The organism is Gemmatimonadaceae bacterium, assembly GCA_040882285.1.
Taxonomy (GTDB): Bacteria; Gemmatimonadota; Gemmatimonadetes; order Gemmatimonadales; family Gemmatimonadaceae; genus JACDCY01.
Genome location: JBBEBQ010000008.1, coordinates 1 through 20,696, shown reverse-complemented (window position 1 = coordinate 20,696; position 20,696 = coordinate 1). Strand labels below are relative to the sequence as shown.

The 20,696-nt window shown below is 67.4% G+C and carries 17 protein-coding genes; 10 read left to right on the top strand and 7 right to left on the bottom strand.

Translation table 11 applies throughout. The features are described 5' to 3' along the window. Positions 1-2 precede the first annotated feature (2 nt). Positions 3-2,726, bottom strand: a complete 2,724-nt coding sequence (locus tag WEA80_04815; protein MEX1185890.1) for a hypothetical protein — start codon at positions 2,724-2,726, stop codon at positions 3-5. A gap of 177 nt (positions 2,727-2,903) precedes the next feature. Between WEA80_04815 and WEA80_04810 the strand changes: the two genes are divergently transcribed. The 4 genes from WEA80_04810 to WEA80_04795 all read left to right on the top strand — a co-directional run bounded on the left by WEA80_04810 (position 2,904) and on the right by WEA80_04795 (position 5,233). Next, positions 2,904-3,407, top strand: a complete 504-nt coding sequence (locus WEA80_04810; protein ID MEX1185889.1) for an HXXEE domain-containing protein — start codon at positions 2,904-2,906, stop codon at positions 3,405-3,407. A 5-nt stretch (positions 3,408-3,412) separates the two neighbouring features. After that, on the top strand, positions 3,413-3,961 hold the full coding sequence (locus WEA80_04805; GenBank protein ID MEX1185888.1) for a GNAT family N-acetyltransferase: 549 nt from the start codon (positions 3,413-3,415) through the stop codon (positions 3,959-3,961). A gap of 114 nt (positions 3,962-4,075) precedes the next feature. Further along, positions 4,076-4,372 (top strand): DUF4286 family protein, encoded by a 297-nt coding sequence (locus WEA80_04800; protein ID MEX1185887.1) that lies wholly within the window; start codon positions 4,076-4,078, stop codon positions 4,370-4,372. Positions 4,373-4,414: 42 nt separating this feature from the next. After that, positions 4,415-5,233: a class I SAM-dependent methyltransferase gene (locus WEA80_04795; GenBank protein MEX1185886.1), complete on the top strand. Its 819-nt coding sequence runs from the start codon at positions 4,415-4,417 to the stop codon at positions 5,231-5,233. A gap of 12 nt (positions 5,234-5,245) precedes the next feature. Here the strand turns inward: WEA80_04795 and WEA80_04790 are convergent, their stop codons facing one another. Next, complete coding sequence (locus WEA80_04790) at positions 5,246-6,352, bottom strand: alpha/beta hydrolase-fold protein (GenBank protein MEX1185885.1); 1,107 nt, start codon at positions 6,350-6,352, stop codon at positions 5,246-5,248. A gap of 37 nt (positions 6,353-6,389) precedes the next feature. On the opposite strand from WEA80_04790, the gene WEA80_04785 reads away from it, so the two are divergent. Genes WEA80_04785 through WEA80_04775 form a run of 3 tightly spaced genes read left to right on the top strand, consistent with a single transcriptional unit; the run spans position 6,390 to position 9,008 of the window. Continuing rightward, complete coding sequence (locus tag WEA80_04785) at positions 6,390-6,749, top strand: DUF1428 domain-containing protein (GenBank protein MEX1185884.1); 360 nt, start codon at positions 6,390-6,392, stop codon at positions 6,747-6,749. Beyond that, a complete protein-coding gene (locus tag WEA80_04780; GenBank protein ID MEX1185883.1) occupies positions 6,700-8,316 on the top strand; it encodes a DEAD/DEAH box helicase in 1,617 nt (538 codons plus the stop codon). The genes WEA80_04785 and WEA80_04780 overlap by 50 nt, the downstream gene beginning before the upstream one ends. Further along, positions 8,313-9,008 (top strand): hypothetical protein, encoded by a 696-nt coding sequence (locus WEA80_04775; GenBank protein ID MEX1185882.1) that lies wholly within the window; start codon positions 8,313-8,315, stop codon positions 9,006-9,008. The genes WEA80_04780 and WEA80_04775 overlap by 4 nt, the downstream gene beginning before the upstream one ends. A gap of 84 nt (positions 9,009-9,092) precedes the next feature. On the opposite strand, the gene ybaL is transcribed toward WEA80_04775, so the two are convergent. Beyond that, positions 9,093-10,898 (bottom strand): YbaL family putative K(+) efflux transporter, encoded by a 1,806-nt coding sequence (ybaL, locus tag WEA80_04770; GenBank protein ID MEX1185881.1) that lies wholly within the window; start codon positions 10,896-10,898, stop codon positions 9,093-9,095. 209 nt (positions 10,899-11,107) lie between these two features. Here ybaL and WEA80_04765 point away from each other — a divergent pair, with 209 nt between their 5' ends. Then, positions 11,108-13,429 carry a protein kinase gene (locus tag WEA80_04765; protein ID MEX1185880.1) on the top strand — a complete coding sequence of 774 codons (2,322 nt, stop codon included), beginning with the start codon at positions 11,108-11,110 and terminating at the stop codon, positions 13,427-13,429. A gap of 58 nt (positions 13,430-13,487) precedes the next feature. Here WEA80_04765 and WEA80_04760 read toward each other — a convergent pair whose 3' ends face one another. Then, the gene (locus tag WEA80_04760) at positions 13,488-13,985 is read right to left on the bottom strand and encodes a DUF2231 domain-containing protein (GenBank protein ID MEX1185879.1); all 498 of its coding nucleotides are present in this window, start codon (positions 13,983-13,985) and stop codon (positions 13,488-13,490) included. A gap of 217 nt (positions 13,986-14,202) precedes the next feature. Here WEA80_04760 and WEA80_04755 point away from each other — a divergent pair, with 217 nt between their 5' ends. Beyond that, positions 14,203-14,745 (top strand): helix-turn-helix transcriptional regulator, encoded by a 543-nt coding sequence (locus WEA80_04755; GenBank protein ID MEX1185878.1) that lies wholly within the window; start codon positions 14,203-14,205, stop codon positions 14,743-14,745. 89 nt (positions 14,746-14,834) lie between these two features. Here WEA80_04755 and WEA80_04750 read toward each other — a convergent pair whose 3' ends face one another. Together WEA80_04750 and WEA80_04745 are read right to left on the bottom strand one after the other, a co-directional pair. Next, positions 14,835-16,970: an MMPL family transporter gene (locus WEA80_04750; GenBank protein MEX1185877.1), complete on the bottom strand. Its 2,136-nt coding sequence runs from the start codon at positions 16,968-16,970 to the stop codon at positions 14,835-14,837. Between the two features lie 7 nt (positions 16,971-16,977). Further along, the gene (locus WEA80_04745; protein MEX1185876.1) at positions 16,978-18,495 is read right to left on the bottom strand and encodes a hypothetical protein; all 1,518 of its coding nucleotides are present in this window, start codon (positions 18,493-18,495) and stop codon (positions 16,978-16,980) included. A 124-nt stretch (positions 18,496-18,619) separates the two neighbouring features. Here WEA80_04745 and WEA80_04740 point away from each other — a divergent pair, with 124 nt between their 5' ends. After that, complete coding sequence (locus tag WEA80_04740; protein ID MEX1185875.1) at positions 18,620-19,876, top strand: TCR/Tet family MFS transporter; 1,257 nt, start codon at positions 18,620-18,622, stop codon at positions 19,874-19,876. A 65-nt stretch (positions 19,877-19,941) separates the two neighbouring features. Here WEA80_04740 and WEA80_04735 read toward each other — a convergent pair whose 3' ends face one another. Then, complete coding sequence (locus WEA80_04735) at positions 19,942-20,490, bottom strand: hypothetical protein (protein ID MEX1185874.1); 549 nt, start codon at positions 20,488-20,490, stop codon at positions 19,942-19,944. Positions 20,491-20,696: the final 206 nt, after the last annotated feature.

Here is a 20,696-nt window from a genome sequence, read left to right as displayed (position 1 = left end):
GCTCACGCGCTCGCGATCAGCCCGTTGAGGTGATCGCGCACGTCCGGCGCCGTCTCGTTCCAGTAGTGCGTGTGCGCGCCGAGACCGATGCACATCTCTTCCGTGCCGGATCGCGAGAAGACCTTGATCGGCTCGGGGTACGCGCCTGCATCCGGCGCCGACTCGGTGCGCCTGAACCACTCGTCCTGCCACAGCCCACGCCCCACGTAGTCGCCGCTCCGATAAGCGTTGCTCCACTGCTCCACGCCGAGCGCTACGTGGCTGGGTGTGAGGTTCACCCGCCACGCCTCCTCCGGCGGGAGCGGCGGAACCGGCTCGAGCGCGTTGTCCGGCACGGCCCGCACCCACACATACTGGTGCGGGAAGAACCGGTTGAGCAGCTGCCGGATCGGATTCCCCATGGTGAATAGACGAATGGGAATGGCGGCCGTCGCTTTTCGCTCGCCGAAGCCGAACGCGGCCAGCGCGGGATCGCCCCTTCCCGCCTCGCTCTCGGAGTTCAGGTAGCGCAGCAGGTCCGCGCTGATGAGCGCGCCGAGGCTGTGCGCCACGATTATCACGGAGTCGTACGGCCGGCCGTCGCTCGAGCGGTCGCTCGCGATCGCGCGCAGCAGCGACACGTACCGCTCGGCGATGTGCGCGCGCGGCGTGCTCTCCCGCGGCAGCTCGCGCAGGTAGTTGTCCACGTCCAGCATCACGTCCAGCCCCGAGCCGCCGAACTTCGCCATCCCGAAGAACAGCGCCGCGGCGGACGCGGCTATCACCGAGCCCGTCGTCTGGAGGATCGGCAGCGCCAGCTCCCGGCTCGTCTCGAACAGCCAGGCCAGCGCCGGATACTGCAGCCACCCGTGCCGCGCGGCGCTGTCACCCGCCGCGAAGACGACCAGCACCACGAACACCGCGGCCCACCACACCACGGTCACGATCCGCGTCGCGTCGAGCCCGCGCGACAGCCACAGCCCCACGCGCTCCGACTGCTCGTTGGTGCACGTGCTCGGCGCTTCGCTCTCGAGCCGCACCGAAGGTACGGCCATCCACACCAGCAGCAGCAGGGAGAACATGACGAGCAGCAAAGCGACCGGCAGCCCGGACGTGGTGCTCATGAGCAGGACCGCGCGGAAGTAGCCGTGCACCGTCACGGTGATGCCCGGGCACGAGCGCGTGTCGGGCCAGTCGCCCAGCCAGCGCAGCAACGACTCCGGCGTCGCGATCATCCAGTCCGCGCCGGCGAGCGGCGGGAACATCTCCACCTGCATGCACTCGAAGACATTGACCGAGCTGAGCCCCCACGCGAGTAGGCCGCTCCATACGATGACGATCAGCGCGAGCATGGCGGACGCGGAGAGCGCCAGCGAGAGCCGGCTCGTACGAACCGCTGCGCTGGCGCGGGCCTGCTCCGCTCCGCTGAACGACCGAATCACCGCCGAGCCCGACAGCCAGGCCACGATCGCGCTCGCAATCAGCAGGATCCACATCAAGCTGAGCACGATGAACAGGATCTGCATCGCCCAGAAGGCGGCGTACTCGATCTCCCGCGCCGCGGGTCCGCGGCTCGAGAACGCTTCCACCATCGCCCACGCGAACAGCAGCGCGGTCGCGAGGAACATCGCCCGCCCGAACTTCCTCGCGCCCGGGCGCACCTTGTCGTACTTCCGCAAAATCATCTCGGTGAGCGCGAACGCGATCAGCCACCATTCGGTTATCAGCACCACGTCCGCGCGGCCGATGACGCGGATGCCCGCCACGCCGAGCGCGGCGCCGGCCAGCGCCGCCAGCGCCGGCAGCGGCCACCAGTCGCGCACCCGGGGGCGCGACGGCGGCGCGGCGAATGCGTACATCGCTCCGATCGCGATGACGACCGCGGCGAGCACCACCGCGACGCGCACACCCTGGGCGTTGGCGAGGTCCACGCTCGCCGGGCCCTCTTCTCCGATCGAGCCGCCGAGCACGCGCACGAGGACCGCGCCGAGCAGCGTCACGAGCAGCAGCAGGTTGATGATCGGGATCGGGACCGCGAGCTGCCGCACCGACACCGCCTGGCACCAGAGCAGCCAGCGCCACCGCCGGAAATTCGAGAACTCGGTCAGCCCGTCCTCCAGAGCGCGTCTGCCCAGCTCGGAGAGGTGCAGCACGAGCTGATACAGCGACGAAAAGAACCGGAACGGATCCTTGCCGAGGGTGGAGAGATCGGCCCAGTACATCTCGTACACGTCGACGGTGCGCGCCGACGCTCCGTCGCCGTCCTTGCGGCGTCCCTCGCGCCGATCGGTGTTGTACGCGCGCGCGCCGATCTTCGGCTTGTAGCGCGCGAGCAGCATGCGCATGTATGCCAGTCCGGCATCGAGCCTGCTCGCCGCCGCCTGCTCTTCTGTTGTGACCTGCGACGGTGGAGGTTCCACCGATTGCTGCTCGGCCAGCAGCGTACGGTAACCGACCGGCGACTCATCGAACCAGCCGGTGAGGCTTCGCATGAGCGACGGCCTTTGCTCGAATTCACCCGCCTCATACGCCGCGCGCGTGATGTCCGCCGCCGCGGCTTTGGCGTACGCCGGCTCGAGCGGAACGGAGATCGTGCGCGAGGCGAACGGCTCGTACAGCGGCTGTCCGTTCGCGGCGGTGCTGCTGAGGAGCAGCGCCGCGATTGCGGCCTGCGAGTCGCCCGGCTTCTGGTCGGCGACGCCGTGGACGGCGATGACCGCGACGCGCTTCTCGTGCGCTGAAGGCATGACATCAACGTTGCCTCCAAATCCGCGGGGGCGTAACTACTAGAACTAGTAGGGAGCCCCTCCGAACCAGAGCTTCGCGAAGCGACTGGCTTTTCGGACGGTGGACTGAGGCGCGACGGGCAGGACCGATGCTGGGCCCTCGCCCCGCCGCACGCCACTACCTATAGTAGTGGCGCCATGGCGACCAGCTGGTTTTCACCTCTGCCGTCCACGCCTTTCCATAGGCTCCTCCTCGCGGCGCCGCTCATATTCGTAGCGCACGTCGTCGAAGAAGCTCCCGGCTTCGTCACCTGGGTCAACGCGCACATAGATCGCGACATCACGCAGTCGGATTTCTGGACGGTGAACGTCACCGGCCTTCTGATCACGCTGGCGATAGTGCTGTTCCATTGGATGAGCCGCTCACGCTCCTCGGCTTTCCTGGCGCTGACCTGGATCGGCTTCGTCATGGCCGGTAACGCCGTGCTGCACACGGCGGGCGCGATCGTCGACAAAGGGTATGCGCCGGGCGTGATTACGGCGCTGCTGCTGTACGTGCCGTTCAGCGCCCTCATTATCACTCGCGTCGTGCGAACGCGGCGCCTGTCTCCAACCGCGGTGGCCACCGCGGTGGTGATCGGCGCGCTGCCGATGCTCGCGCACGGATACATGATACTCTTCCGCGGTACCCGCCTCTTCTAATACCGATGCGGATCGTCGATCTCGAGGAAGGGCCTGCCGGTATTCGCGAGCAGGCGGCGGTGATGCTGGTGGACGAGTTCATAGAGCCGCGCGGCTGGCCGTCGATCGAGAAGGCGCGCGAGGAGGTGGCGGCCGTGATTCGCGACGGGTTCGCCCGCGCCGCGATCGAGGGCGATCTCGTCCTCGGGTGGATCGGCGGCCTGCCCGAGTACCATGGCCGCGTGTGGGAGCTGCATCCGCTGGTGGTGCGCTCGGATCGCCGCCGGCACGGGATTGGCCGCGCGCTCGTGGCTTCGTTCGAGCAGGAGGCGGCTCGCCGGGGCGCGCTCACCGCGACCCTCGGCACCGACGACGATTCGGGGATGACGTCGCTGGCGCACATCCGCCTGTATGACGACCTTCCCCGGCACATAGCCGGGCTGCTGGACCTGGGGAGGTCGCACCCGTTCCTGTTCTACCGCAGGCTCGGATACGTCGTGACGGGCGTCATGCCGGACGCGAACGGCCGCGGAAAACCGGACATCTACATGTCGAAAGTACTGGGGGAAGAATGAATCACGAGCACGATGCGAATGGCGCCAAGAGCTCGAAGCACGGCGAACACTACCTCAAGCTTCTCATCATGGCGCTGTTGTGAGCCGCGCAGTCAATCACTGGAACATCATGCGATGCTGACCTACGAGATCACCGCCACTGTTCGCCCCGACCTGTGCGACGAGTACGAGCGCTACATGCGCGAGCGGCACATCCCCGACCTGATGCGCACCGGAGCGTTCGTCGCGGCAAGCTTCAGCCGCTCGGCGGCCGGCCGCTACCGCATCCGATACAAGGCGCGGAGCCGCGCGGAGCTGGACAGCTACCTCGCCAAGCACGCCCCCCGGCTACGGCAACATTTCACCGATACATTTCCCGAGGGAATCGAGCTCTCACGCGAGGAATGGTCGGTGCTGGAAAGCTGGGAGTAGCATGGAGCAAGTGACGCCGAGACCGGGGTTTCTTCCGCCCGAGTGACACCAGGACATTCGCATCCCTCCCGCGAGCTCGCCGCCGATTACTCGCGGCGCGCGGCCGCGTACGCCCGCTATTGGGCGCCGGTAATTCATCCGATGGCGCATCCACTCTTGCGCGCGATGCCGCTGGCGGATGCGAGGACGATACTCGACGTCGGCACGGGTACCGGGGCGCTGTGGCCGTTGATTCAGGCAGCCGCGCCGGCGGCGCGGCTATGGGGCGTGGATGGCGCGGAAGGAATGTTGCGCGCGGGTCACGACTCGCTGCGCGGCCGGGTGGCCGTGATGGACGCCGAGCTGCTCGGCGTCCGTCCGGCGAGCTTCGACGCGGTGCTGCTGCTGTACGTGCTCTTCCACGTTGCCGATCCGGTGCGCGCTCTGCGCGAGACCCGCGCGGCGCTGCGGCCGGGCGGACGGCTCGGCATCGTCGTCTGGGGAGATGATCCGGGACTTCCGGGCCGGGAGATCTGGAGCGGGGAGCTGGACAACGCCGGCGCCGCGCCGGATCCCCGCGACGCGTCGGTCATGCGGCAAGCCTGGATGGACACGCCACAGAAGTTGACCGATCTGCTGCGGCGCGGCGGCTTCGTCATAGACCGCGTCTGGAGCAATCGCTTCGTGCACGCCTGGGAAGTCGACCAGCTGCTGGCGACGCAGACTCATTGCGGACTTCCCTCGCGCAGGCTGGAATCGCTGAGCGCCGGCGCCGCCCGCGAATGCACGACCCGCGTACGCGCGCGATTGGAGCAGCTCACGCCGGCCGAGCTGGAATATCGCGTCGAGATTATCTACGGGATGGCGGGGCGGCCGGGATAGCGCTCCTCCTGCTCAGCGCGCTCCGCTCAATGCGCGCGAGAAGAACGGCAGCACCCGCGTGACGATCCGCTCGCGCACCTTGTCCACGTGGCCGCCCTGATAGATCTCCGCCTCGTGCGCGATCCCCATCGCCGTCAACAGGCTGTCCACGGCACGGACGTTGGCGGGGATGTCGGGGAACCCGTCCTGCGCCCCCGCGTCGAGCGCGATCGCCAGCCGCCGCAGCGCCGGAGCTGACCGCGGGATCAGCGCCAGCGGGTCGTTGCGCCAGAGCGCGGCGATCCCGGGAACGAGCCGCAGTGAATCCCCGTCCGGAATCACGGGAAACGCGACATACAGTGGCGGGCGCGCGGTGTCGGGCGAGTAGAACGCCGATCGCGCGATCACGAGCTGGGACCTGAACGGAGCGCGCGCGAAATCTTCCAGCGTCTTCACGGCGGCCGCGCCCCGCCACGCCGCGAGCCAACTGCGCTCGAAGAACACCTCCGAGTCCAGGCAGCACGGGCTCATCGCGTACACCGCGGAATACGTATCCGGATTCCGTATTGCGATGCGGAGCGCGCCGAAGCCGCCCATTGAGCTCCCCGCGATCCCCCGGCCGGATCGCGACCACACTGTGCGGTAGCGTCCGTCCACCCAGCTCACGAGATCGCGGACGATGAAATCTTCCCACCGGCCGGTCACGGGCGAGTTGGCGTAGAAGCTGCCCTCGAATGCGTTCCGCGCGTTCGGCATGACGATGATCATCTCGCGCGCCGCGCCCGCGGCGAGCAGGCTGTCCATCGCGAGTCGGATGTTGAGGCCCTGTCGGATTCCCGAGATGAGCTCGCGATCCGCGCTGGCGAAGCCGTGCAGCCAGTACACCACCGGATATCGCCGGCGCGGCTCGCGCGGGTAGCTCGGCGGGAGATACACCGTCACCTGCCGCCACGCGGGGTCGCCGAGCAGGTTCGCCGCGAGCGACGGCGCGGGCACCGTTTCGATGCGGGTGACTGCCTGCGCCGGAGCGGCTGTGCTCGTGAGCAGGACGCAGCCGGCCGTAAAAGCGGCTCGCGCGAGCGTTTCCGCCAGCCGCGGCTTGCCGTGCCAAATGGTCTTAGGCAGTATATGCTCGGCCATGCGAAGGAAGTTACGGCACTCGAACCCAGGAGAACACATGCCATATGTAGACGGCTTTCTGCTACCGGTCCCGAAAAAGCACATCGCCGCCTACCGGCGCATGGCGCGCAAGGCCGGCAAGATCTGGATCGAGTACGGCGCGCTCGAGTTCCGCGAGTGCGCGGGCGACGATCTCCATCCCAAAGGGCCCGTGCCGTTCACGCGACTGGTGAAAGCGAAGCCGAGCGAGACGGTATTCTTTTCCTGGATCGTCTACAGGTCGAAGGCCGACCGGAACCGGATCAACAAGAAAGTCATGACCGATCCCCGGTTGCAGAAGATGATGGAGCCGGGCGAAATGCCGTTCGATGACAAGCGCATGGCGTACGGTGGATTCAACGTCGCCGTCGATCTCTGACGAGACGCTGCTCTTGAGCGACGCGGGCGAAGCTCCCACGGCGTTCGACGCGCTCGGCGTCTCGCCCGCGCTACAGCGGACGCTGGAAGCGCTCGGCTACGAGGAGCCGACGCCGATCCAGCGGATGGCGATCCCGCCGCTGCTCGAGGGACGTGACCTGCTCGGCCAGGCGGCGACCGGCACCGGCAAGACCGCCGCGTTCGCGCTGCCGCTGCTGCAGCGGCTCGCTGATGAAACCGGCGGCGGCGGACGCTCGGGCGTGCGCGCGCTCGTGCTCGTGCCCACGCGCGAGCTGGCGATCCAGGTCGCCGAAGCGGTGCACCGCTACGGCCGCGAGCTGGGCATGCAGGTCCTCCCGGTGTACGGCGGACAGGACTTTCAATCGCAGCTGAAAGTCCTCCGACGGGGAGTGGACGTCGTGGTCGCGACGCCGGGCCGCGCGCTCGATCACATCCGCCGGAACACGCTCGACCTCCGCAACGTGCGTGCGCTCGTGCTCGACGAAGCGGACGAGATGCTGGACATGGGCTTCGCCGAAGACCTCGAGGCGATTCTCGCCGCCGTGCCGTCGGAGCGGCAGACCGCGCTCTTCTCGGCTACCATCCCGCCTCGCATCGCGAAGCTCGCAGAGAAACATCTCCGCGATCCGAAGCGCATCACCATCGGCCGCGAGAAGGTCGCCGCCGGCGAGCTGCCGCGCGTGCGCCAGCTCGTCTTCATGGTGCAGCGGCGCGACAAGATCACCGCGCTCGGCCGTGTGCTCGACATGGAAAATCCCAAATCGGCGATCGTGTTCTGCCGAACTCGCACGGAAGTGGACGAAGTCGCCGAGAAGCTCGCAGGGCACGGCTACTCCGCCGAGCCGCTGCACGGCGGGATGACGCAGGACCAGCGGTCGCGCGTGATGAAGCGGTTCCGCGAGGGGACGTGCGAGCTGCTGGTCGCGACCGACGTTGCAGCGCGCGGGCTGGACATCGAGCACGTGTCGCACGTGGTCAACTTCGACGTGCCCGCGGCGCCGGACGCATATGTGCACCGCATCGGCCGCACGGGGCGCGCGGGGCGGGAAGGCACCGCCGTGACGCTGGCCGAGCCGCGCGAGCGGAGCATGCTGCAAAACATCGAGCGGCTCGTCGGGCAGAAGATGAAGGTCGAGCCGGTGCCGACGGTGATGGATCTGCGCGCGCGCCGTGTGGGGCTGGTGAGCGCCGCGGTGCGCGACGCGGTCATCGCCGGCGATCTGGACGAGTACGTGATCGAGCTGGGCTCGCTCGCCGGCGATTACGACCTGATGGACATCGCCGCGGCGGCAATGAAGGTCGCGCACGACTCGCTGCTCGGTCCCATCGACGAGAAGGAGATCGCGCGCGTCGTGCTCGAGCCGCAGCGGGAGCGCGCGCCGAAGCGCGACGGCTACAAGAAAGCCACGAAGGCCAAGAAATACGACAAGCCCGCTCGCAAGCGCCCAACAGGGGCAGGATTCGAGAAGAAGTTCGACAGGAAGAGCGGCAAGAAGAAGGGCTACCCCAAGCGCGACACGAGCCGGCGAGGACAAAGACCAAGATGAGTCGCTTCACGTTCGCTGCGCTCTTCGCTTGCGCGAGCACGCTGGCCCCCGGTATTTCCGCGCAGCAGGCCGTCGATTCCTCGTTTCATCCGCGCGTCGAACGCCCGGTCTATCCCGCGGGTACAGGCCCGGTCGTCCTGTTCGACGAGGCGCACAACAGCTTTCATTCGCTGGGCCGCTCGTTCCGGCCTTTCGCCGAGCTGCTGCGCCTCGACGGATACCGGGTGGCGCCTCTCGCTGCGAAGCTGAGCGCCGCGGCGCTGACGGACGCGGACATCCTCGTCATCGTGAACGTGCTCGCCGCCGAGAACGTCGGCAACTGGAAGCTCCCCACGCCGTCGGCCTACACTCCGGACGAGATCGAGGCGGTGCGACGCTGGGTGAACGATGGCGGCTCGCTGCTGACGTTCCGCCCCGGGATAATCACATACGAGCCAACAGTCGCGTGGCAGTTCGATGGTGTGCCGGCGGGCTCGGCAGCGGGGATGCTGCAAGGAGCCGCGCGCGTGCTCGCCGCCGGCCGTGTCGTGGTGCTGGGAGAAGCGGCGATGCTCACCGCGCAGGTCGCGGGCCCCAACCGGCGGCCGATGGGAATGAACGCGCCGGTCGCAAGACAGAATCAGCGGTTCGTGCTGAACCTCATGCACTGGCTGTCGGGCGGACCCGAGCGCGTGGACGGGGAATCCAAGTAAGGAGGGTGGCAGTTGGGAGCTGTGAGTTTGGAGTTACCAGCGTTCCGGCAACTTCAAACTGCCAACTCCAAACTACCACACTCCCTACTTGGATCCCCCATCAGCCTTCCCGGAATCCGCAGACTTCCGCGACGAGATCGTGTCATAGGTAGCCACCCCTTCCCTCGCCCACTCCACCGCCGCGTCGGCCTGGTCGTCCGTCTGACCGAGCGACACGAGCGCGTAATGTGACATCGCCAGCGCGGTCTCGCGCTCGCCGAGCACCGTGCGCCCGACGCCGATCGCATCGAGATACTCCTGTTCGGTCGAGCTGTGTGTCCGCACGACGGTGTCGAGATTCGGATTCAGCCGCCCCGCCAGCTCGAGTACCTGCCGTGCCTGGTAGGCTCCCGGCGCGGCGAGGATGAGTAGCCGCGCGGTCTCCGGCGCGGCGAGCGTGAAGATCGCCGGCCGCGCGGCGTCGCCCCAGACCGCGCGCACTCCGTCGTTACGCGCGGCCTTGGCCGCGGAACGGTCTGTCTCGATCACCACGAATGGAAGGTTCTGCGAGGCCAGCGTGCCGGCGATCGCGCGGCCCACGCGCCCGTAGCCGACGAGGATCGCGTGTCCCCTCAGCGGCTCTTCGCCCGGCGGAAACGCGATCGACATCTCCGTCGTACGCTCCAGCGCCTCGATCATGCGCGGCTGCCCCTTCGTCCACCGGTCGAGCCTGCCCGCAAGCGCGAACATGAGCGGATTGAGCGTGATCGAGAGGATCGCGGCCGCCAGAATGAGGTCGCGTCCGGTAACGGAGAGCAGGCCGAGCGTCACGGCCAGACCGGCGAGAATGAAGGAGAACTCGCCGATCTGCGCGAGGCTCGCCGCGACGATCAGCGACGACCTGATGCGATAGCCCAGCAGCAGCACGATCGCGATCACGACCAGCGACTTGCCGACCACGACGATTCCGAGCGTGCCGAGCACCGCCAGCGGCTCGCGCACGATGATCTCCGGATCGAACAGCATCCCGATCGAGACGAAGAACAGCACCGCGAACGCGTCCTGCAGCGGCAGCGCTTCCGCGCCCGCCTGGTAGCTCAGGTCGGAGCCGTTGATCACGACACCGGCGAAGAACGCGCCGAGCGCGACCGAAACGCCGAACAGCACGGCAGATCCGAGCGCGATGCCCAGCGCGGTCGCGAGCACCGCGAGCGTGAACAGCTCGCGCGAGCCGGTGTGCGCCACGTGCTCGAGCATCCATGGAACGATCCGGCGGCCGGCAATCAGCACCAGCGCGAAGAAGGCTGCGACTTTCGCGAGGGTGATGCCGAGCGTCAGCAGGAGGCTGCGATCTCCCGCCTCGCCGACGAGTTCGGGCGCGGTCCCCATGGACGCCGCGAACGCCGGCAGCAGTACCAACGCCAGCACCATCACCAGATCCTCGACCACCAGCCATCCGACAGCGAGCTTGCCATCGAAGCTGTCGAGCCCGCCCCTTTGCTCGAGCGCGCGCAGCAGCACGACCGTGCTCGCGACCGACAATGCGAGGCCGAACACCAGTCCCTCGCCGAGCGGCCAGCCCCACAGCCTGGCGATGACCGCGCCGAACCCGGCCACGATCACTATGAGCCCGATGGCGCCGGGGATCGCCACCCGCTTCACCGACAGGAGATCCGTGAGCGAGAAGTGCAGCCCGACGCCGAACATCAGCATGATCACGCCGATCTCGGCGAGCTGCCCCGCGATCGCGATGTCGGCGGTGAACCCGGGCGAATGCGGGCCTACGAGTACCCCCGCCAGCAGATAGCCGACGATCGGCGGGAGCCCGACGCGCGTGACGAGCAGGCCGAGGAGAAATGCCAGTCCCAGGCCTGCGGTGATCGTCGCGATGAGCGGTGCGTTGGGAACCATGGCTCGGTCGGCGGAGTCAGGGTGAGGTACAGGAGAATCTACTCCAGCGACTGGCCGGAGCTAACTGCGGACGCGGTCTTACCTTGGACTGCCGGCGTCGCGCGGCGAAGCGCGGAATTTCGCATTTTCCGCCCCCGCGCGCCGTTCCCGTCAACTTCGCGTGCTTTGCGCCCCGCATGGCAGCATCCTATCTTGGCGGCGGGAGTCCTATGTCAGACTTGCAGGGCCAGCTCGATCGCAGCTTTGCCGGACAGTATCACATCGGGCGCGAGCTCGGCAGCGGCGGAATGTCTCGCGTATTCACCGCTCGCGAGGACGCGCTCGACCGCGACGTGGTCATAAAGGTCCTTTCCGCCGACCTCGCGGCAACCATCTCGAGCGAGCGCTTTGCGCGCGAGATCCAGCTCGTCGCGGAATTGCAGCATCCGCATATCGTTCCCATCCTGACGGCGGGCGTGACCGACGGCATCCCGTATTTCGTCATGCCGTTCGTGCCGGGCCAGTCGCTGCGCGACTACATGCGGTCCGGGCGCGTTCCGCGCGACGAGGCGTGCAGGATTTTGTGCGACGTCGCGACGGCGCTCGAGCACGCGCACTCCCACGGCATCGTGCACCGCGACATCAAGCCGGAAAACGTGTTGCTCAACGGAAGGACGGCGATAGTCGCGGATTTCGGCATCGCCAAGGCGATCAGCGTCGCGCGCGCGCCGCAGGCCGGCGGCATGCTCACGACTGCCGGCTCCACGCTCGGCACCCCCGCGTACATGGCGCCGGAGCAGGTCACCGCCGACTCCGTGGACGGCCGCGCCGATTTGTATTCCTGGGGGATACTGGCTTACGAGATGCTCGCTGGACGGCACCCGTTCGCCGGCAAGCGATCGCCGCAGCAGATGATGTCGGCACACGTCGTGGAGCGCCCGGCCACGCTGTCGATGGTGCTGGACAAGGCATGGCGTGGTGCGCAGGACATTCCCGACCTCGTGATGCGCTGCCTCGAGAAAAACCCGGATCAGCGCCCACAGTCCGCGAGCGAAGTCCTCCTGGTCCTGGACGGCAGCTCCGTTCGCGCAGAGCGCGGTCCATCCGACCAGGTGGCTTCCGTAGCCGTGCTGCCATTCGCCAACGTCAGCAACGACCCCGACAACGATTACTTCTCCGACGGCGTCACCGAAGAGATCATCGGAGCGCTCGCCCGCTCCCGGCGGCTCCGCGTCGCGGGCCGCGCGTCGTCGTTCTCTTTCAAGGGGAAGGAGGTGGACCTGCGTGAGGCCGGTGAGCGCCTCAACGTGCAGGCGCTTGTTGAGGGAAGCGTCAGGCGCGTCGGGAATCGCGTGCGCGTGACGGCGGAAGTCGTCAACGCAAGCGACGGATTTCAGCTGTGGTCGGAGCAGTTCGATCGCGAGCTGACCGACGTATTCGCCTTGCAGGACGAGATCGCACAGGCCGTGGTCTCGGCGCTGTCCCCCACGCAAGCGGATGCGGCCAACGCGACACCGGTCGGGGCGACACACCGCGTGGACCCGCGGGCGTACGACCTCTATCTGCGTGGCAAGTTCATCCTGAGCAATCAGCTCGTGACCGGCAACGCGATCACGCGCGCGCTGGCGAATTACAGGGAAGCCGTTGCGCTCGCGCCGGACTTCGCGCCGGCGTACGCTGCGCTGGCGGGCGGCTATTTGGCGGCGTCGATATATCTGGCGATGCCGACGGCGGAAGCGATGACCGCGGCGCGCGCGGCGACCGATCGAGCGATGTCGCTGGAGCCGGATCTCGCCGACGCTCACACGATTGCCGGCTACATCTCATTCATGTACGACTGGGACTGGGACGAGGCCGATCGCAGATTCCGGCGCGCTCTCGAGCTGAAGCCGAACGACCCGAGCATCCACGGGCGCGTCGCCATGTTCGAGGCAAGCCGGGGAGCGGTGGCTGCGACCATTCTGCACGCCCGCCGCGCGGTTGAGCTCGATCCCCTGTCCGCCTGGATACGGCACATCGCCGGCGGAGCACTCGTGTGCATCCGCCACTACGACGAAGGACGGGCGTATCTCCAGGAAGCGCTCGAGCTCGATCAGCATTTCGCGGAGGCGCATCGCTGGTTGAGCGTGGTCGCATCGCTTACCGGCGACAGCGAGGAAGCGCTGGCCCGCGCGGAGCAGGCCGCCGCCCTGACCAACCGCAATCCGTGGACGGTGGTGAACATGTGCATCGCGCACGCGATGGCGGGCCGGCGAGCCGACGTCGAGCGGTGCGTCGCTGAGCTGGCCGAGCGCCGCGCCAGCGGGAACGTTGTTCCGCTCGCTCTGGCGTTCGGCCACATGCTGCTCGGTGACGCGGACGAAGCGTTCACCTGGCTGGATAAATCGGTGGATCAGCGCGACTTCTGGCTCCCCATGGCCGCGTTCGGACCGCAGTACGACCTGTTCCGGGGAGACCCGCGCTTCAAGGCGGTGCTGCGGCGGATCGGAACTCCCACCGTGCCTCCTATACCGACGGGCGTAATCCCCGCAATGGTGGCTCCGGCCGTCTGACGGATTCGCGAAGTGCCGGGGAATCCAGGAGCCACTTCGGGTTTCCCGGAACCTGCCTCTAATCGTCGTCATCGTCGATGGAGACAGCGCCTGAAACCGGCGCCGAGTACGCCTGCGCGGCTCCGCCGCCGTATACCAGCCCGCCGCCGGAATGCCCGACGTTGTAGCCCATGCCGACGAGACCGATGGTCGCCAGCGCGACGACCACGCGCGCCGCGGCGCCTGTCCGCCCGCGGATCAAGCCGACACCGGAGAGCAGCAGCACCGCGCCGGCCGCGTACACGAACTGCTCGCCGGCCTCTTCGTGCTCTTCCACGGCGTCCTCATTCACGAAGCGCTCGACTCTGTCTTCCTCGTTCTCACCGGTCTGCAGCGCGAGCCAGCCGCTGCCGAGCAGCAGCGCCAGCATGCCGATCGTCAAGCCCCAGGCGACGGGCACGCGCGCCTTGCGGCGAATGGCGACCAGCGCACCGATCGCGAACAGCGGAATCAGGATCGTCAACGCCATCGGCATGTGAACGATCAATGGGTGCAGCGGAGATGGCAGCGAGAACATGATTTCTCCCGTATATGGGGTGCGACTTCGTGCTTGCCCCGCAATCTCCGCGAAGTCCCGACAGCGCCATATCCGGCATTTGACTTGATTTGACGGGACAATTGTCGCGGTGCTCGGCGCCGGAGCCCCAATGGCCGATCTAAACAGCTCAGAGTCCGAACGGGAGGAGCTCGCTCCCGAATCAGCGTTCCGGGGACCGCTTCCACCGGTCCTGGCCGTGTTCCTCGTTGTCGTCGTGGTGGGCGGAACCATGGACCTCCTCATGGACCGGCCGACGACGCTCTGGTCCTGGCACGTGGCGTTCGAGGCGGCGATGGTTCTCGTCAGCCTGTCCTTCGCGATCGTGCTCTTTACGGGCTGGCGCCGCTCGGCGGGGGCGCTGCGCCAGACGCACGCTACGCTCGCCGCGACGGACCTGGCCCTCACCCGGCGCGAGGCCGAGCGCGACCGCTGGCGCAGGACCGCCGAGGAAGCGCTCGCCGGATTCTCCCGGGCGATAGACCGGCAGTTCGACGAATGGCAGCTCTCGCGCGCGGAACGCGAGGTGGCGCTGCTGATCCTCAAGGGCGAAGGGCACAAGCAGGCCGCCGCGAAGCTCGGCCGGTCCGAGCGCACGGTCCGGCAGCACGCGGTGGAGGTTTACCGCAAGGCGGGATTGCAAGGCCGGGCCGAATTGGCAGCGTTTTTTCTTAACGACTTGATCCTGCCGGGTGGCGGTGGCTCCGAGCGAGATGCAAGGGAATCCAAGTTTGGAGTGTGACAGTAAGGAGGGGTGAGTTGGCAGTCACAGCTCGCTGGTACTCCGAACTCACCCCTCCTTACTGTCACACTCCAAACTTGGATTCCCCGTCAGCTTCTCCGGAGCCACCCGCGCGGCCACCACCAATTGGCTCTTCCCATGAGTCCCATCAAAATCGGCACAAGCACGACCCGGATCAGTGTCGCGTCGAGAGCGACCGCGAACGCCAGCCCGAGCCCGAACTCGCGCGTCGCCGTCAGCCGCGTGAAGCCGAACGAGCCGAACAGCACCACCATGATGAGCGCCGCGCTCGTGATCAGCCCGCCGGTCTGCGACAGCCCCGCGATCACCGAGCCGCGGTTGTCGCCGGTGCGATCGTACTCCTCCTTGATTCTGCCGAGCAGAAAGACCTCGTAGTCCATCGACAAGCCGAACAGGATCGTGAACAGCATCAGCACGATGAACGAGTTGAGTCCGCCCGGGGGCACGAGGTTGATCAGCTCCGCGCCGACGCCGTCCTGAAAGACGTACACCAGAAAGCCGTACGCCGCGAGCACCGACAGCAGGTTCATCGCGATCGCCTTGAGCGGCACGACCAGCGAGCGGAAGGCGATCATGAGCACGATGAACGTGATCGCAAGCACCAGCGGCACGACGCGCTTGAGGCTGCCGAACAGCTCGGCGTCGAAGTCGATCACGGCGGCGGTCATTCCTCCGACCCGCAGATCGAGGCCGGCGGCGCTCGCTGGATCCGCTGCGCTGACGCGCAGCTCCCGCACGAGGTCCATGGCCTCCTCCGACTCCGGCGCGCCGCGAGGCACGAGCACCACCAACGCGTGCCGTCCGTCCTCGCTCATGCCGCCGATCGTCGCGTGCTCGATGCGCGGCTCCGCTGCCAATCGTGCGCGAAGGGCTCCCAAAGCTTGCAGGTCTTCAGGAGAGAGCGCGCTGCCCTCCGACCGCGGCTGCGCCAGCAGCACTATGGGAGCCATCCACCCCCGGGAGAAGTTTCGCTCCAATAGCTCGTAACCCTGGCGCGCTTCCATCTCCTCGGAGATGTCGCTCGCCCCCATGTTCCACGCCCGGAGCCGCAGCGTCGGGGCGATGAAGATCCCGAGAATCACGACGGCCGGAATGAGGTAGCGCCACGGGTGCGTCATCGCCTGACGCGCCCAGCGACCCCAGCGCGAGTCCGCGGCACTGGACTTTTCCCGCGGATGGCGCGGCCAGTTCACCTTCTCGCCGAGCAGGAGCAGCAGCGCCGGCAGCAGCGTCACGGTCATCAGCACGGATGTGAGCACCACCGTGACTCCGCCGAGCGCGAGCGTGTGCAGGAAGCTGATGCGCACGAGAAAGAGCGCGAGAAAGCCGGTGCACACCGCCAGCCCCGAGACCAGCACCACGTGTCCGGCGCGCAGCGTGGCGATCTCCACGGCGTCGCGCACGGTCGCGCCCCGGGCCAGCTCCTCCCGCCAGCGGCTCACCAGGAACAGCGCGTAATCCACGCCGACGCCAAGCCCTACCATCGTCACCGCGTTTTGCGCGAACACGCTCACCGGCATGGAGCGCGACAGGAGGAACAGCGTCGCCAGCGCGACTACGCTCGTTCCCAAAGCGATAGCGAGCGGAAGCCCCGCGGCCAGTGGCGCACCGAACACGACCAGGAGCACGATCAGCACCAGCGGAATCCCGATCTTCTCCGCGCGGATAAGGTCGTCGGACGAATTGACGTCGAGATCGTGAAAGAGCGGGACCATTCCCGTCAGCTTGACCTCCCACTCGGCGCTCAGGGCTGCGCTGGCGGCCGCCGCGCGGATCCGGCCGACGTTGGTCTCCGCGTCGAAGAACGTCGCGGCCCGTGGCGTGACGAGCAGCAGCGCTGATCGCCCGTCGCGGCCGAGCAGCGCGCTGTCCCGCGTGTTCCAGAAGTGCCGCACGTCCCGGACACCGACCGAGTCGATCAGCGCGCGCGCGATCGTCTCCGCTGCCGCGGCGAACGCGGGGTCGGCGACCGCCGTGGACTCAGCGGTGAGCACCGCCGGAAACACGAACGCCGAGCCCTCGCCGAACGCGGCGTTGATGTCGCGCGAGACGAGCTCGGACGGACTGCCGCTCACGGCGTCGGTGCTCCCGCGGAGCGCGCCGCCGAGCCGGAGCGCGAACGGCGCGGCGGCGATGAGGAGCACGAGCCAGAGCGCGATGACGGCTCGCGGGTGCCGGAGAACCAACTGAACGAACGGGCGCATTCGCGGCTCAGGCCGCGGGGAGAAAGCGCACCTGCTTGATCCTGCCGGAGTCGCCGGCGAACGGCCCTTCCCCGATCCGGTACAGCTGGATGTCGGGCACCAGCGTGTCCGGATACTCGCGCCACGCTTCGCGGAAGTCCGCGTTCAGTGACACGAGGCTCGGTACGATCGATTCGGCGAACCGGCGCGCCAGCGCGGCGTCCGGCTCGCGCGAGACCTCGAACAGGAAGCGGGGCCGCACGGCGCCGTCGGGCCCTTCCGCGACCGAGAGGCAGAACGAGCTCGTTATCGCGGCGAGGGCCGTGTCGTTGTACAGGCACTGCTCGATGTCTTCCGGATAGATGTTCGCGCCCATGACGCTGATCGTATGATCGCGCCGTCCGTAGATCCACAGGAACGGAAGCCGGACGTTGCCGTCGCCGCACTCGCGCCGGAGCTGGTCCATGTCCACGCCGAGCGCGGCCAGCTGCGTCTTCATGTCGTCGCTCGAGAGAATGCCGCCCACGTCGTGCACGTTGTACCGGATGCGCGGCGACAGCAGCGAGCCGCGCGTGATCGTGCAGACCAGCTCGCTGTGCTCGTTCACCTCGAAGTGATGCATGATCGGATTGTACTGGAAGACCATGGGCAGACGTGAATCCGAGCCGAACAGCGCGGCCTTCACGTCCTCGCGCTCGCGCGCCAGCCGCCGGATCGCGACCGAGATCGGCGTCTCTCCGGCTATGCCGATCTCGAGATCGGTCGCGCCGTAGCCCGAATAGACTTTGGTGAAGCTGCGCAGCAGGTAGTCGCGCAGCCCTTCCGACATCCCCTCGCCGCCCGCCAGCCCGAAGATGCGATACTCGTCGAAGGGAAACCCTTCTTTCTCGGCGACTTCCATCAGGTGCTTGAGGAACGGCGGATAGCCGGTGATGAGGTAGGTGTAGCCGGGACCGAAGAAGCGCAGCGTGTGCAGGATCTTCGCGATGTCGGGCCCGGTGTTCTTGACGATCCCGTTCCGCTGCAGCGAGATCCCCATGTTGAGCCCGGTCGCCCACGCGCCCATGCTGAAGCCGTTGATAGTGATCCACCGCTCGCGGCCGTAACCGTACGTGGCGAAGTAGCTCACGAAGGTGTGGCTCTGGCGCCGCTCCTTCGCGCTGCGCACCCAGTTGTACGGCGTGCCCGTGGATCCCGACGATTCGTCGATCATCGTCTGGCCGTGGAAGAACGTGCCGCCGATGCAGCGCGCGCCCGTCGCGTACGGCTTGATGTACGACTCCTTGTCCGTCTCGGGGATGCGGCCGTCCGCCCGCGCGAGCGTGAAGTCGCGGTACGCCGGCACCTCGCGCAGCGCGCGATAGTACGCCTTGCGCGCTTTCACGCGCGACGCCCACGCCATGTAGGCGGGGGGCATCAGCTTGAAGACGCCGAGAAACATGGGATACGTCGCGCAGGCCAGCTTGAGCACGAAATCGCACGGTGCCTGGAGGGCGAACTCGAGGCGCTCTCGCGTCGTGGGGCGGATTCGGGGATCGGGGTTCATGAGGGGCTCCGTGAGTCGACTGTAACAACCAGCTCTTCGCCCCCACGATACCCCGGCCAAAGGGGGCTCCGCGCTGCGTCAAATGACGTAGACGAGGGCCTTTCTTCCACTAGGTTTCCGCCCCATGCTCGCAATCCAGCGGTTCGGGGGGCGCCGCGCCGCGCTGGCGTTCATTCTCGTCACCGTGTTCATCGACGTGCTCGGGTTCGGGCTGATCATCCCGGTCCTCCCGAAGCTCATCGTCGATCTCTCCGGCGGCGACACCGCGCGCGCCGCGAGAGTGTTCGGGCTGTTCGGCACGGTGTGGGCGCTGATGCAGTTCATCTTCTCGCCGATCATCGGCTCGCTCTCCGACCGGCTGGGCCGGCGACCGGTCATCCTCATCTCGTGCTTCGGGTTGGGGTTGGACTACGTCATGATGGCGCTCGCGCCGACGCTGGCGTGGCTGTTCGTCGGGCGGATGATATCCGGCATCACCGCGGCCACCATCGCGACCGCGAGCGCGTACATCGCGGACGTGTCACCGCCCGAGAAGCGCGCCGCGAACTTCGGGCTCATCAGCGCCGCGTGGGGCGCGGGCTTCATCATCGGCCCGGCGCTCGGCGGACTGCTCGGCCAGGTGAGCCCGCGGCTGCCGTTCTGGACGGGAGCCGGGCTCGCGCTCGTGGGCGTCGCGTACGGCTTCTTCGTCCTGCCCGAGTCGCTGCCGCCGGAGAAGCGCGCGGCGTTCACCTGGAGGAAGGCGAATCCAGTCGGCGCGCTCACGCTGCTGCGCTCGCACCACGAGCTGCTCGGCCTCGCGTCCGTCAATGCGATCTACCTGCTGGCGCACCACGTTCTGCCGAGCGTTTGGGTGCTGTACACGGGGTACCGCTACGGCTGGAGCACCGGGATGACCGGGCTTGCGCTCGCCGCCGTCGGGCTCGGCAGCATTCTCGTGCAGCTGTTCGTCGTGCGGCGCGCGGTCGCGGCGTTCGGCGAGCGGATCACGCTGCTGATCGGACTGTCGTTCGGCGCCGCGGGCTTCGCGATCTGGGGGCTCGCGCCCGACACGCGCGTCTTCTGGCTGGGTCTGCCGATCTTCTCGTTGATGGGATTGGTCGGGCCGTCGGTGCAGGCGTTGATGACGGTGCGCGTGCAGCCGCACGAGCAGGGTCAGCTCCAGGGAGCCAACAGCAGCATCATGGGACTCACCGGGCTCGTGGGTCCGGGGCTGTTCACGCTGACGTTTGCGTACTTCATCGGCGCGGGGACGAAGTGGCACATCCCGGGGGCGGCCTTCCTTTTGGCAGCGGTCCTGATGATGGTCGCGCTTTCGGTGGCGGTGATGATCAATGCGAGAGCAGCAGCCTACGTGAAGGTTGACGGGGAATCCCCGTAGCCCGCATAAGGGAAAGGCCACCCGACTTCAGGTGGCCTTTCTTGTAGCTCGGACGATGGCAGAGTTCAGTTGATCCCCTCCCCATCATCCTCGAAGTCCTCGAAAGCAAGTCCGCCGCTCTGGCGGAATACCTCGAGTGCTTCGGCCGTGCCTGCGCCCGCGAACACGGGAGTCAGCGAAAAGCTGATCGCGCGCCGCGCGCCTTCGGGCCAGTCGGGCATCGCCAGACCCGCGACGAGCCGCTGGATCACCGAGCCGCATTCGGCGAGGAGCCGGCCTGCGGTGATGCCGAGGATCTCGAGCGGAATCTCGAGATCGCTGGTGTGAAGCTCGCCGGCGGTGTCGCGCCACGCGGCGTCGCCCACGGCGCCGCGCTCCGCCCACACACCCAGGTGCCGGATCGCACCGGACCCACCGCCGCCGGACAGCGCCGTGCGCTGCCCTTCGACCGCGGCCGCCAATGCGAGCGCCAGCGATTCCGAGCTGGGTGCGCCGTACAAGGTCACGATCTCGCGCGGAGGCCGCTCGGAATGCAGCGGCGAAGGCACCGAGTTGACGTGAGCGAGCACGGTCGAGTGTTCCGCGTTCTCCTCTAACATTACGAGTACATCCATCCAGCCTCCTTTGTTTTGGGCGGCCAATAATACACCGGCGGTCAACGTTCGTCCCATGAAGTTTTCTTCATGAACGAGCGAGACCCCTCTCGTCAGTTAGACGAGCCGGGCCGGCAAATGGTAAGGAGGCATAAGCTGTTCCACTCCGCATCTACTAGTGGACTGTAACAATTGCTTCGGTAGTGGTTGACATGTATATTCGCGCA

Bases quoted from the DNA above. Each gene is read 5' to 3' on its own strand.
- WEA80_04780 (MEX1185883.1), top strand. From the start codon at position 6,700: ATGACAAGCGCATGGCGTACGGTGGATTCAACGTCGCCGTCGATCTCT.
- WEA80_04805 (MEX1185888.1), top strand. From the start codon at position 3,413: ATGCGGATCGTCGATCTCGAGGAAGGGCCTGCCGGTATTCGCGAGCAG.
- WEA80_04785 (MEX1185884.1), top strand. From the start codon at position 6,390: ATGCCATATGTAGACGGCTTTCTGCTACCGGTCCCGAAAAAGCACATC.
- WEA80_04790 (MEX1185885.1), bottom strand. From the start codon at position 6,352: ATGGCCGAGCATATACTGCCTAAGACCATTTGGCACGGCAAGCCGCGG.
- WEA80_04810 (MEX1185889.1), top strand. From the start codon at position 2,904: ATGGCGACCAGCTGGTTTTCACCTCTGCCGTCCACGCCTTTCCATAGG.
- ybaL (MEX1185881.1), bottom strand. From the start codon at position 10,898: ATGGTTCCCAACGCACCGCTCATCGCGACGATCACCGCAGGCCTGGGA.
- WEA80_04775 (MEX1185882.1), top strand. From the start codon at position 8,313: ATGAGTCGCTTCACGTTCGCTGCGCTCTTCGCTTGCGCGAGCACGCTG.
- WEA80_04800 (MEX1185887.1), top strand. From the start codon at position 4,076: ATGCTGACCTACGAGATCACCGCCACTGTTCGCCCCGACCTGTGCGAC.
- WEA80_04735 (MEX1185874.1), bottom strand. From the start codon at position 20,490: ATGGATGTACTCGTAATGTTAGAGGAGAACGCGGAACACTCGACCGTG.
- WEA80_04760 (MEX1185879.1), bottom strand. From the start codon at position 13,985: ATGTTCTCGCTGCCATCTCCGCTGCACCCATTGATCGTTCACATGCCG.
- WEA80_04765 (MEX1185880.1), top strand. From the start codon at position 11,108: ATGTCAGACTTGCAGGGCCAGCTCGATCGCAGCTTTGCCGGACAGTAT.
- WEA80_04750 (MEX1185877.1), bottom strand. From the start codon at position 16,970: ATGCGCCCGTTCGTTCAGTTGGTTCTCCGGCACCCGCGAGCCGTCATC.
- WEA80_04815 (MEX1185890.1), bottom strand. From the start codon at position 2,726: ATGCCTTCAGCGCACGAGAAGCGCGTCGCGGTCATCGCCGTCCACGGC.
- WEA80_04740 (MEX1185875.1), top strand. From the start codon at position 18,620: ATGCTCGCAATCCAGCGGTTCGGGGGGCGCCGCGCCGCGCTGGCGTTC.
- WEA80_04745 (MEX1185876.1), bottom strand. From the start codon at position 18,495: ATGAACCCCGATCCCCGAATCCGCCCCACGACGCGAGAGCGCCTCGAG.